Source organism: Kitasatospora sp. NPDC059462 (assembly GCF_042749955.1).
Taxonomy (GTDB): Bacteria; Actinomycetota; Actinomycetes; order Streptomycetales; family Streptomycetaceae; genus Kitasatospora.
On sequence record NZ_JBHYUU010000020.1, the window covers coordinates 60572 to 72371 of the forward strand.

The 11800-nt window shown below is 73.9% G+C and carries 9 protein-coding genes; 1 reads left to right on the forward strand and 8 read right to left on the reverse strand.

The genetic code is table 11. The annotated features are described in order from the left end of the window. Positions 1 to 17 precede the first annotated feature (17 nt). From ACFXAM_RS08590 to ACFXAM_RS08625, 8 genes are read right to left on the reverse strand one after another with little or no spacing between them, the layout of a single operon-like run. Positions 18 to 923, reverse strand: a complete 906-nt coding sequence (locus ACFXAM_RS08590) for a formyl transferase (RefSeq protein ID WP_380288808.1) — start codon at positions 921 to 923, stop codon at positions 18 to 20. Beyond that, the gene (locus ACFXAM_RS08595) at positions 920 to 2464 is read right to left on the reverse strand and encodes an NAD(P)/FAD-dependent oxidoreductase (RefSeq protein WP_380288810.1); all 1545 of its coding nucleotides are present in this window, start codon (positions 2462 to 2464) and stop codon (positions 920 to 922) included. The genes ACFXAM_RS08590 and ACFXAM_RS08595 overlap by 4 nt, the downstream gene beginning before the upstream one ends. Positions 2465 to 2491: 27 nt before the next feature. After that, a complete protein-coding gene (locus tag ACFXAM_RS08600) occupies positions 2492 to 3397 on the reverse strand; it encodes a 3-oxoacyl-[acyl-carrier-protein] synthase III C-terminal domain-containing protein (protein ID WP_380288812.1) in 906 nt (301 codons plus the stop codon). A gap of 55 nt (positions 3398 to 3452) precedes the next feature. After that, positions 3453 to 4301 carry a hypothetical protein gene (locus tag ACFXAM_RS08605; RefSeq protein WP_380288814.1) on the reverse strand — a complete coding sequence of 283 codons (849 nt, stop codon included), beginning with the start codon at positions 4299 to 4301 and terminating at the stop codon, positions 3453 to 3455. Beyond that, positions 4298 to 5872 carry a carbamoyltransferase C-terminal domain-containing protein gene (locus tag ACFXAM_RS08610; protein ID WP_380288816.1) on the reverse strand — a complete coding sequence of 525 codons (1575 nt, stop codon included), beginning with the start codon at positions 5870 to 5872 and terminating at the stop codon, positions 4298 to 4300. The genes ACFXAM_RS08605 and ACFXAM_RS08610 overlap by 4 nt, the downstream gene beginning before the upstream one ends. Then, positions 5866 to 7437, reverse strand: a complete 1572-nt coding sequence (locus ACFXAM_RS08615; protein WP_380288818.1) for an amino acid adenylation domain-containing protein — start codon at positions 7435 to 7437, stop codon at positions 5866 to 5868. Before ACFXAM_RS08615 ends, ACFXAM_RS08610 begins: the two co-directional genes overlap by 7 nt. After that, complete coding sequence (locus ACFXAM_RS08620; RefSeq protein ID WP_380288820.1) at positions 7430 to 9187, reverse strand: condensation domain-containing protein; 1758 nt, start codon at positions 9185 to 9187, stop codon at positions 7430 to 7432. Before ACFXAM_RS08620 ends, ACFXAM_RS08615 begins: the two co-directional genes overlap by 8 nt. 35 nt (positions 9188 to 9222) lie before the next feature. Beyond that, entirely contained in the window at positions 9223 to 9447 is a 225-nt protein-coding gene (locus tag ACFXAM_RS08625) for an MbtH family protein (RefSeq protein ID WP_380288822.1), read from the reverse strand. A 354-nt stretch (positions 9448 to 9801) separates the two neighbouring features. Between ACFXAM_RS08625 and ACFXAM_RS08630 the strand changes: the two genes are divergently transcribed. Further along, positions 9802 to 11673, forward strand: coding sequence for a RiPP maturation radical SAM C-methyltransferase (locus tag ACFXAM_RS08630; protein WP_380288826.1), 1872 nt, complete (start codon positions 9802 to 9804; stop codon positions 11671 to 11673). The last annotated feature ends 127 nt before the right edge of the window (positions 11674 to 11800 follow it).

The following is an 11800-nucleotide window of genomic DNA, read 5'->3' on the forward strand; positions in this document are numbered from 1 at the left end:
GCCCCGCGGCGGCCGGCTCAGCCGGGCTCGTGCGGCGCCGGCTCGTGCGGCTCGTGCGGCACCAGGCAACGGACCGGTTCCGGCTCCCGGGGAAGGTGCGGGACCCGTTCCAGCCCCGTCCGGATCCGCAGCCACGCCCACAGGTCGAGGTGCGGCTTGCGGCTGCGGTGCCGGAAGGTCTCCCCCGTGTCCTCCTGCGGGGTGGTGCGCAGCAGGACCTGCCCGCCCTCCAGTGCCGCGAGGATCTCCACCAGGCGGTCGATGGCCAGGTGGACCGCCCGGTCGTAGAGGTGCTCGTCGTTGTCCTGCGGGCGGATGCCGGGACGGACGACCTCCAGCAGCGCGCCGCCGTCCAGCCGGGCGGCGACGAGGTGCAGACTGGCGCCGATCCGCCGGTAGTCCTTGCGCAGGTAGGCGAAGAACACGCAGTGGTTGCCCTTGTACTCCGGCAGGTGGCCGCCGTGGATGTTGATCATCAGCCCGCCGGCCGCGACGGTCGCGGACCTGAGGTAGGTGGTCCCGCAGACCACGGTCACGTCCGGGCGCAGCTCCTCCAGGTGGGCGGTGGCCTCCGCCGAGTTGATCCAGTCGACGCTCCGCACCCGCTCCGCGGGCGGGGCGTCGGCTCCGGTCAGCGCGGCGAAGTAGCGCCGCCGGTAGGCGGAGCGGCCGGTGAAGCGCTGGCGCCGGACCTGGTAGGCGCGGGCGAGGGCGTCGGTCCACGCACGCCGCGTCCAGAGCCGCCGCTGCTGCGCGGCGCCCGGCTCGACGATCACCCCCACGAGGTCCAGTTCGCGGGAGATCCGGGACACCAGGTAGGCGTGCTGCGGGTCGTCCGAGCAGAGCACGGCCACCCGCAGGCGCTCGCCGGGGGCGGTCGGCACGGCCTGCCACGTGTTCCCTCCCGTGCGGGTCAGCTTCATCGCGGCCCCCCGCCGGAGGAGACGGCGAGGGCGCGCCCGGAGGACCCGGCCCCGCCCGCCGCGGCGGGCCGCAGGAACCGGTCCAGCCGCTCGGGGTCGTACAGCTCGTGCATCGGGTGCGCCCGGCCCGCCAGCGCGGCCACCACGGCCCGGGCCACGCTCGGCGCCTGGGCGAAGCCGCCCGTGTTGTGGCCGCCGGTGACGACGCCGACGCCGCCCGCCACGGTCGGCACCGCCTCGAAGATCCCGAGGTTGGCCGCCGTCCAGGGTCTGACGCAGATCCGGCGGCTGCGCCGCAGGGAGCCGTCGCGGGAGGCCCGGGCGTGGGCCTCGGGGAAGAACGCCCGGCAGGTGTCCTCGACGGCGGCGAACATCGTCGCCAGCGCGGCGGGATCGGCGTCGGTGCCGTCCGCGCCGAGGTAGCCGTAGCCGGAGCCCACGACGAGGACGGGGCGGCCGCGCTCGTCGGTGCCCAGGGTCACGTTGGCGTCCTCGGTGAGGTGGCCGCGCCGGGCGATCTTGAGCGAGTGGCGCAGCTCCGGTCCGGGGTGCGGCAGGGTGAGCCAGACGCCCAGCACGCCGTGGATCCGGCCCTCGGAGCGGGTGCCGGCCAGCAGGTCGCCGCCGTGCGCCCCCGGCGAGAGCACGTAGTGGTCGGCGGTCACCAGGGCACCCGCGGCCCGCAGGCCGCCCATCCGGCCGCCGTCGGCCCACTCGATCCGCTCGACCGGGGTGGACCAGCCGAACTCCGCCCCGGCCTGCTCCAGACGGGAGACCATCCGGTCGAGGAGGCGGTGCACGTTGACCGTGAAGCCGGGGACCTCCAGCCCGCCGGCCAGGTCGGCGGTCGCGCCGGCGAGCCCGGGGTGGTGGCGGCGCACGTCGGCCGGTTCGAGCACGCGGCGCACCGCGTCGAGGCCGGTGTGCCGCAGGACCGACCGTTCGAACTGCTCCCGGTCGGTGTAGAGGCGCAGGATGCCCGGCCGGTGGCCGGTGTCCGCGAAGAGCTCGGGGTGCTCCTCGATCAGGGCGCGCCAGAGCCCGCGGCTCTCGCGGTTGAAGGAGAGGATGTCCGCGTCGTAGGTGCGGGCCAGCCGGGCCGGCACGCTCTCGAAGTCGCGGACCCAGCGCTCCTCGGCGGCGGAGAACGGCGCCGCCCTGACGTTCCAGCCCCGGGCGTCGAGGGAGCGGCGGAACACCCCGTTGACGGCGGGCCGGTCGGCGGAGGTCTTCGCGTGGTAGTCGTCGGCCTCGGTCAGGGTGAACATCCGGGCGTCGCCGCCGGCCCGGCTGCACCCGTAGGCGGACCAGTGCAGGTCCTTCCTCGGGTCGGGCCGCGCGTCCAGGATCCGCAGCCGGTGGCCGGCCCGCAGCAGGTACCAGGCGGTGACGAGGTTGACGATCCCGGCGCCGACCAGCACGACGTCCCGGCCGGGCGGGTGCGGCGGCACCGGCGGGCCGCTCGTGCGGCGCTGTTCCCCGGGGGGCCGCGACGCCGCCGTGGACGCCCGGTCCGCCGGGCCGGTTTCGAGCATGGGCATGGCAGGTCCCCCAGTGGGTTCGGGCGGTCAGCCGGTCCGCTCGACCGCGAGCGAGGTCCAGGAGCTCGGGCCGTCGCCGAAGGCCAGCACGTGGTCTCCCGGTCGGATCCGCCCGGTGTCCGCGCAGTGCGCCAGGGACACCAGGACGTCCGCGGAGAAGCAGTGCCCGAACTCGGCCACCGGGCCGATCAGCAGCCGGTCGACCGGTGCGCCCATCGCCGAGCAGAGGAACTGCTGGCTGATGGTGCGGTAGTTCGGGAAGAGCAGGTGGTCGAAGTCCGCCGGCTGCCGCCCGGTCCGCCGGGTGATCGCCCCGGTGGCCGTCACGGAGAGGGCCACCGTGCCCAGGATCCGGTCACCGTCCCCGCCCGGGGTCGCGGCGGGGGTGGCGGCGGCGGTGGCGGTCGACACCCCGTGCACCGCGTACCGGGGGCCGGGCGCGTCGAGCGGCTCGGCGCTGACCAGGCAGGCGGCGGCGCCGTCGCTGACGACGGAGAGCCGGTCGGCCTGGCTCCGGTCGCCGTCCAGCACCCGGTCGGCCAGCAGGACCAGCACCCGGCGGTGCGCGCCGGAGCCGACGGCCTGCTCGGCGAGGAGCAGGGCGGGGCCGAGGTTGCCGCAGTCGTGGCCCGACACCCGCAGGTACCGGATGCCGGGGAGGTCGAGCGAACGCGCCAGGTGCACCAGGGAGTCGCTGCTCGTGCGGTCGTTCTCGGTCACGTAGAGGAGCAGGTCGGGCGGCTGCGGGCAGGCCGCGAGGGTACGGACGGCGGCGGCCTGCGCGAGCTGGTGGATCTCGCGGTCGCAGGCCCGGAAGTGGGCCAGGCCGGAGTCCGGGGCGAGCAGCTCGGCGTCGAGCTGTCCGGACAGTTCCGCGATGCCGTGCCGGTCGCCGTGTTCGTACGCGATGGCGCCGAGGTGCAGGTCGGTCATGGGGGAAGGTCTCTCCGTCCGCCGGTCCGCGGGGGACCGGGACGACGTCGGCGGGTCAGGTCCAGGTGACGACGGTGCGGTCGTCGGTGAACCCCATCAGAAAGGACAGGTTGGTGCGGTTGCCGGTGCTGGTGTCCACGGCGTGCACGAAGGAGCCGTTGAACACGTAGACGTCGCCGGGGCGGACGTCGAGGCGCAGCTCGTCGAAGCCGGCGAGGGTGTCCGCCGGGTAGGAGAACCCGGTGTGCTCGATCCCCAGCCGGCGCCGGCTGGCGGCGTCGGGGCGGATGTTCCACAGGACCAGCCGCCCGCCCTCCTCGTGCTCGACGCACATGTTGACGGCGCACACCTCGTGGTCCAGCACCCGCTGGATCTCGAAGCCGGCCTGCCGCGGGTCGGTGCACTGGGCGGCGTCCTCGTGGGGTTCGAGGGCGAACCTGCCCGCCTTGTCCCAGGCGCGGATCAGCGCCGGGCAGGCCTGGGCGCCCCCGTGCTCCGCGATCCGGAGCACGGCGTCCTGCCGGGCGAGCTCGGCGGCCAGCCCCGACCGGAAGGACCGCCACGGCGAGTCCGGCACGTCGAGCACGTGCCGGACCTCCTCCAGGACCGCCGCGGTCTCGGCGAGGTACGTCCCGGTCGGCTTGTTCCAGTGGTAGGCGCCGACGTAGTGGGAGGGTTCGCCCTCGCGGTGCCGCCGGGCCGGGCTGGCCCAGAACCTCGCCACCGACTCCTTCCGGGCGGCCGGCGGGATGACGTCGCGGAAGACCACGCCGAGCCGCCTGCCGCGGAGCACGTCCACCACCGCGCCGGGGTCGAACGCGTCGCGTTCGTCGAGGCGGAAGAAGTCGGGGGCGGCCCTGGTCCCGGTGATCGGCCGGGTCCGTCGCCGCTGGTCGTGCGTCATGCCTTCGCCTCCCGTCGCACCGCGAACGCGTCGCCCACCACGTAGCCGTCCAGGCCGTGTTCCTCGCCGTAGCGGATCAGGTCGCTGGTCCGGTTGATGAAGCCGCGCCCGGAGAAGTTGAGCGAGGTGTTGCAGAGCACGCTGAAGCCGGTGAGCTCGCGGAACGCCGTGAGCAGCGAGGCCATCCGGGGGTTCTGCTCCGGGGTCACCGTCTGCGCCCGGGCGGTGCCGTCGACGTGCGTGACGGCCTGCAGCTCGTCGGAGACCACCTGGCTGAAGTAGAGCATGTGGGGGTCGGGGATCGAGCCGCGGAACCAGCGGCCGGCGTCCTCCTCCAGGCAGATCGGCGCGATCGGGCGGTAGCCCTCCCGCTGCTTGATCCGGTTCAGCCGGGCCGTCGTCTCCCGGGTGAACGGGGCCGCCAGGACCGACCTGTTGCCGAGCGCGCGCGGGCCCATCTCCCAGCGCCCCTGGGCCCAGCCCAGCACCTTGCCGTCGGCCAGCGCCCCGGCCACCTCGGCGAAGTCCAGCGGCCGGACGTCGAAGAGCGCCGGGTCGAAGCCGGTGTCCTCGACGAAGGGGTCCCCGGCGTAGACGTCCCAGGAGACCGCGGCCGAGCCGGTGTAGTGGAGCTGCGCGTCGATCGCCGTGCCGAGGGCCGAGCCGCTGTCGTTCGGGCAGGGCGGCACGAACACCTCGGGGAAGAGCCCGCACTCGCGCCAGCGGCGGTTCCACTCGCAGTTGAGCGCGCAGCCGCCCGAGATCAGCAGCGGGTAGCCCTCGGTGAGCGCGCTCTCGGCGTAGCGGTGGAAGCGGTCGAAGATGGCGTCCGACAGCTTCGCCGCCAGGTTGCGGTACTCCTGGGAGTCCACGCCGATGTTGTGGAAGGGCGACCAGGTCAGCTCGTCCTTCGCCAGCCGCAGGATGATCTGCTCCTGGTCGAGGATGACGTCGATGAGCCGCTGCTCGTCCGCGGTCGTCGCGGTCCGCTGCGCGAAGCCCGTCAGGGCCATCTGCTTCCCGGCGTCCTGGAGCCGGAGCAGGCCCTTGTTCGCCGGGAAGTGCGGGTCGGCGAGCGCGAACAGGTAGGCGTACTTGTTGCCCGGGTCGGCCAGGACGTGGCGCAGGTGGGTGACCTCGCCGGCCTCGTCGATCAGGTAGAACGACCCGATGTTCCCCTCCCACACCAGGCAGTAGCAGGGCTGCCCGGGCGGGAAGGGGGAGAGGCCGAACGCGGTCATGATGTGCGACCGCTCGTGCGTGGAGGAGAAGATCCGCACGTCCTGGCCGAAGAACCTGGCCCGCTCGTCGGAGACCGCGCCCGGCCCCACGCCGAAGTAGCCGGTCCGGGACGGGGGTTCCACCGAGTGGTTGCCCTTGACCCAGCCCCCGACCGCCAGCGCGTCGGGCAGCCGCCCCAGCCGTTCGGCCGCGAGCAGCAGCACCTCGGCGGTCAGCCGGTCGTAGCGGGGGTACGAGTCCTTCTCCGCCTCCAGGGAGAAGAGCAGCCGCCCGTCCTCGATCGCGGCTATCGCGCCGTCGTGACCTTCCTTGAAACCCAGAATCAGCATTCCTGCCCACCTCCGAGCGGCCGGCCGGCACCACTGCCGACCAGGGCCGTGCGATCGAGCTTTCCGTTGTGCGTCAGGGGGAACTCGTCCAGCAGGACGAACCGGGAGGGCACCATGAAGTCCGGCAGCCGGTCGGCCGCGTGGGCCCGCAGGCCGTGCTCGGTCGCCGTGGCGGCCGTCTCCCGGTGCGTCGTCAGATAGGCGATCAGGCGCCGGTCCGCCGGATCGTCGCCGACGGCGACGACGACGGCCCGGCTGACCGCCGGGTGCGCCGCGAGCACGGCCTCCACCTCGGCGGACTCGACCCGCACGCCGCGGATCTTCACCTGTCCGTCCACCCGGCCGACGAACTCCAGGGGCCGGTCGGCGTGCCACCGCACCAGGTCGCCGGTGCGGTACATCCGGCCGCCCGGGTGGCCGAAGGGGTCGGCGACGAACCGCTCGGCGGTGGCGCCGGGGCGGCCGAGGTAGCCGTGGGCCAGGCCCTCCCCCGCGGCGTACAGCTCACCGACCTCCCCGTCGGGGACCGGCCGCAGCCGCTCGTCCAGCACGTGGACGCGCTTGCCGCGCAGGCTCCGGCCGATCGGCACCGAGGGCCGGGCCGCGCTGTCCGCGGTGACCCGGTGCGTCGTCACGAAGACCATGCACTCGACCGGTCCGTAGCCGTTGACGAAGCGCAGCCGGGGATGGGCGGCGGCCAGCCGTGCGGCGTGCCCGGGCGAGAGCCGCTCGCCGCCGACGAGCAGGTCGGTGAGGCCCGCGAGGGCCGCCGGGTACGCGTCCATGATCACGTGGAACAGGACGGTCGGGAGGTTCATGGTGGTGATGCCGTGCCGGGCGACGAGCTGCGCCATCCGGATCGGATCGGGGCTCCCCGGGTGGAAGACGCAGGAGCCGCCGGAGAGCAGCGGGCCCCAGAGCTCCAGGGCGAACGCGTCCCAGGAGACCGGCGCGCACTGCAGCCAGACGGTGTCGGGGCCGAACCGCGTGTAGTCCTGGCCGGCGACGGTGCCGACGATCGCCCGGTGGGGCGCGGCGACGCCCTTCGGCCGCCCGGTGGAGCCGGAGGTGAAGATGACGCAGGCCAGGTCGGCGGGCCGCGCGCCCCCGGCGCCCCGGGGCAGCGCCCGGCCGGAGCCCCCGGTCGGCGCGACGAAGACCGCCGTGCCGCCGAGCCGCCGGACCTGCGCCGCGTCCTGCGCGACCACGGCCACGGGCCGGGTGTCCTCGACCATGCCGCGCAGCCGGTGCACCGGGAAGTCCGGGTCCAGCATCACGTAGCCGGCCCCGGCCTTCAGCGCGGCGAGGATCGCCACCGCCGCCCCGGTGCCGCGCTCCAGGTGGACGCCCACCAGGGAACCGCGCCGCACGCCCGCGTCCACGAGCCGCCGGGCCATTCGGTCCGCCCGCAGGTCCAGTTCGCCGTAGCTGAGCCGGTCGTCCCCGGCGGCCACCGCCGGCGCGTCGGGCGCGGCGGCGGCCAGGTCCTCGACGATCTCGTGCAGGCACCGCGCGGCCGGCTCCGCGGTGTCCGGGCCCGGGCCGGCTCCCCCGTCGTCACGCATCCTGACCGGCCGTCGGAACGCCGCCGTCCGGGGCCGGGGCCCGGCGGGAGATCGGTGGCAGCGGATCCGGCCGGGCGACGGTGCGGATCCTGCGGGCGACTCCCGCCGCGGTGGGTTCGTCGAAGAACTCGCGGAGCCCGAACCGGACGCCGAGCACCGAACGGATCCGGCTGACCAGCCGGGTCGCCGCCAGCGAGTGCCCGCCGAGATCGAAGAAGTCCTCGTCGGGCCGGACCGACTCCCGCTTCAGCACCTCGGCGAACAGGCCGCACAGGGTCTCCTCGACCGGCGTGCGCGCCTGCTGCTCCGCCGCCGGGGGCTGCCGGTCCGCGGGCGCGGGCGCCGGCGTCCGGCTCGCGCCGGTCGCGCCGCTCGCGCCGGACCGGGCCGGGGGGCGGCTCCGGTCCGCCGGGAACGCGATGTCGACCTGGTCGAGCGGGGCGTCGGGCGCCGCCACCACGGCTTCGAGCAGCAGCAGCAGACTGCGGGTCAGCAGTTCCGCGGTCGGCGGGTCGAACAGGTCCACGGCGTAGGCCAGGGTGCCCTCGATGCCACCCGGGCCGCCGTCGGCGGCCCGGACCTGGTTCAGGTCGAAGACGAGGTCCAGCGACCCGGCGTCGGTGTCGATGCTCGCGTGGCGGGCACGGACGCCCGTCAGACGAAGGTCGTTCGCCACGCCGTCGTAGCAGGCGAGCGCGACCTGGCAGAGCGGGTGGCGGTCGACGGCGCGCTCCGGGTTGAGCGCGTGCACGACCTTCTCGAACGGCAGCTCCTGGTGCTCGTAGGCGGCCAGGTCGGTGTCCCGGACGCGGCCCAGCAGCCGGCGGAAGCTCGGGTTGCCGCCCGTGTCCACCCGCAGCACCACGGTGTTCACGAAGAAGCCGACCAGGTCGGCGAGGGCGTCGTCGGGGCGGTCGGCCACCGTGGTGCGCACCGGTACGTCCGTCCCGGCGCCCAGCCGGGTCAGCAGCGCGGCCACCGCCGCGTGCAGCACCATGAACGCGGTGGCCCCGCCCTCCCGGGCCAGCTCCAGCAGTCCGCCGTGCAGCCCGGCCGGTACCCGGAACGACACCGTGCCGAGCGCCCGGCTGCGCACCGGCGGCCGCGGCCGGTCGGTGGGCAGCGCCAACTCCTCAGGAATTCCGGCGAGTTCGGCCTTCCAGTAGGCCAGGTGCCGGGACATCGCGCTCTGCGGGTCCGCCTCGTCGCCGAGCACCGCGCGCTGCCAGGCCGCGTACTGGGCGTACTGGACGGGCAGCGGCTCCCAGCGCGGCTCCCCACCCGCGAGCCGGGCGTCGTAGGCCAGCGCGAGGTCGCGCCAGAGCGGCCCCGCCGACCAGGCGTCCCAGGCGATGTGGTGGAGCACCACGACCAGCACGTGTTCCGCCGGCCCGGCGGCGAACAGCCACGCGCGCAGCGGCGGATCCACCGTCAGGTCGAACCCCCGCCCGGCGACCTCGGCCACCGCCGCGCTCAACTCCCGCTCGTCCGGCGCGGCCCGCACCAGGTGCGGCCGGCCCCGCGCGGGTGCGAGCACCTGCTGGTACGGCCCGTCCTCGCCCAGCGGGAAGACCGTGCGCAGCACCTCGTGCCGGACCGCCACGTCACCGAGCGCCGCCTCCAGTGCCGCCGCGTCCAGCGGGCCCGACAGCCGGAACGTCTCGGCCGAGTTGTGGGCCGCCGACAGCCCCTCCACCTGGTTCAGGAACCACAACCGCTCCTGCGCGAACGACAGCGGCGCCCCGGCCACGGCCCCTCCCTCTCCTGCTGCTGACATCGGACCGGTCAGGACGACCGGGTTGCGGCGGCCCGCATCTCCCGCACGAGGCTCGCCGGCCTCAGGTCCGTCCAGTTCTCCTCGATGAAGTCGAGGCAGGTCGTCCGGTCCGCCGCCGGGTGGGCGATCCGCCAGCCGTCGGGTGTCCCGGCGAACTCGGGCCAGAGGGAGAACTGCCCCTCGTCGTTGACCAGCACCACATAGGTGGCTCCAGGATCGTCGAACGGATTCATCGCCCCCACCTTTCCGAACGCCCGGTTGTCCCGGTCACTAAAACCCGCCGGTCCGGGCGTGCACAAGCGATGCCGCCCGGGAGTTGGCCGCACCCCCGGCCTTCGGCGGCGGTGCTCCGGCCGGTTCGGTGCGCCTGCGCTGTGCAACCGTCAGAATCTGCCGGTTGCACACCATCGGTGTGTTCCCGCGCGGGGCACGGCCCGGGGTGCGCGGGCTACGATCGAGGAACCCGACCCGAGCCGCGGGAGGATCCGACCGGAAGCCCGCGGAGAACCTTCCGGGCCTTCCGTTCACTCCCGTCCATGGCCACTTGAGCATTGGGGACGACGATGATCAAAATCGGTCTGGTGAACATGCCGTTCGCCGATTGGCGGCGGCCGTCCTTCGCGCTGAGCCAGCTGTCCGCACTGACGCGGCGGGAATTCGGCGACGACGTCGACATCGAGGTGCACTACCTCAACCAGGAGTTCGTCGGCTATTTCGGCGCCGAGATGTACGACGAACTGTCGCAGGACATCGAGCACTTCACCAGCGGCTTGGGCGACTGGCTGTTCCGGCAGGTGGCGTTCCCGGAATCCCCGGACAACACCGAGGAGTACTTCCGCCGGTACTACCGCGGCGACCGCTGGCAGGACTTCCGGGAACACCTGCTCGACCGGCGTCGCGGGATGGCGGACTTCTGCGCCGACCTGGTGGACCGCCACCGGCTCGACGCGACCGACGTCGTCGGGTTCACCTCGATGTTCGCCCAGAACACCGCCAGCATCGCGCTCGCGCGCCTGATCAAGGAGCGCAACCCCGGCACCGTGACGGTCATGGGCGGCGCGAACTGCGAACCGCCCATGGGGGCGGAGCTCATCGCGCACGCGCCGTCGCTCGACTACGTCTTCTCCGGCCCGGCCCTGACGTCCTTCCCCGAGCTGGTCAGGTGCCTGCTCGACGGCGACCGCGGCCGGGCGGACGAGCTGCGCGGCGTCCTCTCCCGGTCCAACCACACCGACCCGAGGCGCGCGTCCGCGATCGGCGCGGACCGGAGCATCGACGACTTCTTCGAGCCGGACTACTCCGACTTCGCCGGGGCGCTCGCCCGGAACCCGGAGATCGGGCGGCTGATCGAGCGGGGGAGCAAACCGGTCCTGTTCTTCGAGACCTCACGCGGCTGCTGGTGGGGCGAACGGTCCCACTGCACGTTCTGCGGCCTCAACGGCTCGACCATGGAATTCCGGAGCATGGACGCCGAGCTCGCCACCCGGCAGTTCCAGTGGCTCTTCGGCCACGCGTCGTGGTGCACCACCTACGAGTGCACCGACAACATCATGCCGCGCAGCTACCCCAAGGCCGTCTTCGAGAAGCTCGACCCCCCGGCGGGCACGTCCATCTTCTACGAGATCAAGCTGCCCGTTCCGGAGGCGGATCTGCAACGCATGGCGCGGGCCGGCGTGAACCGCCTGCAGCCGGGCATCGAGGCGCTCTCCACCGACATCCTCACCCTGATGCGCAAGGGCACCACCGCGTTCCAGAACCTGCAGTTCCTGAAGAGCTGCCGGCGGTTCGGCATCGAGCCGCTCTGGAACCTCCTCACCGGTTTCCCCGGCGAATCCGCGGCGGTGTACGAGAAGTACGAGCGGGACATTCCGCTGCTCGCCCACCTGCCGCCGCCCTCGGGCGCCCATCTGATCCGATTCGACCGCTACAGCCCCTATTTCATGAATCCCGACGAGTTCGGGCTGCAGCTCCAGCCGCTGGACTTCTACCGGCTGGTCTACCCGTTCGGCGAGGAGAGCATCACCAGGCTCGCCTACTTCTTCTCCGACGAGAACCTCTCGCCCTACGCGCTGGACGCGATCGAGTGGCTGGAGCCGATCAACCGGCTGATCGAGACGTGGCAGGCGCAGTGGGACGGCGGGGAGCCGGTGCCGCAGCTCTGCCTGTCCACCGGCCCGGACGGCCGGCCGCAGGTGCTCGACACCCGGACCGGCCCGCTGCGGACCCACGAACTCGACGAGCCGGACGCGGCGATCCTGCGCAAGCTGTCGTCGCCGATGCGCACGACCCGGCTGGCCCCGGCCCTCGGCCTCGCCGAGGACGAGACGGACCGCCGTCTGGCGTTCCTGCGGGAGCGGGGCCTGCTGTTCGAGGAGGGCGACCGGGTGCTGAGCCTGGTGACGCTCGAAGCCTCGGCCGCGGAGTCGGCGGTGGCGGCCGGACTGGAGCTCCTCGACTAGGAACGCACCCCACGCGATGGGGCCGGACCCGCCGGTCGGCGGGTACGGGCCCCTGGCGTCGGGCGCGCCTCTCTGCCGCGGACGGACCGCCACCGGCCGGGCCGCGCAGTGCCCCGGGCCGGCGGCC

Excerpts from the sequence above, each read along its gene's own strand:
- ACFXAM_RS08595 (WP_380288810.1), bottom strand. The coding sequence starts at position 2,464 with ATGCCCATGCTCGAAACCGGCCCGGCGGACCGGGCGTCCACGGCGGCG.
- ACFXAM_RS08605 (WP_380288814.1), bottom strand. The coding sequence starts at position 4,301 with ATGACGCACGACCAGCGGCGACGGACCCGGCCGATCACCGGGACCAGG.
- ACFXAM_RS08625 (WP_380288822.1), bottom strand. The coding sequence starts at position 9,447 with ATGAATCCGTTCGACGATCCTGGAGCCACCTATGTGGTGCTGGTCAAC.
- ACFXAM_RS08630 (WP_380288826.1), top strand. The coding sequence starts at position 9,802 with ATGCCGTTCGCCGATTGGCGGCGGCCGTCCTTCGCGCTGAGCCAGCTG.
- ACFXAM_RS08615 (WP_380288818.1), bottom strand. The coding sequence starts at position 7,437 with ATGCGTGACGACGGGGGAGCCGGCCCGGGCCCGGACACCGCGGAGCCG.
- ACFXAM_RS08610 (WP_380288816.1), bottom strand. The coding sequence starts at position 5,872 with ATGCTGATTCTGGGTTTCAAGGAAGGTCACGACGGCGCGATAGCCGCG.
- ACFXAM_RS08600 (WP_380288812.1), bottom strand. The coding sequence starts at position 3,397 with ATGACCGACCTGCACCTCGGCGCCATCGCGTACGAACACGGCGACCGG.
- ACFXAM_RS08590 (WP_380288808.1), bottom strand. The coding sequence starts at position 923 with ATGAAGCTGACCCGCACGGGAGGGAACACGTGGCAGGCCGTGCCGACC.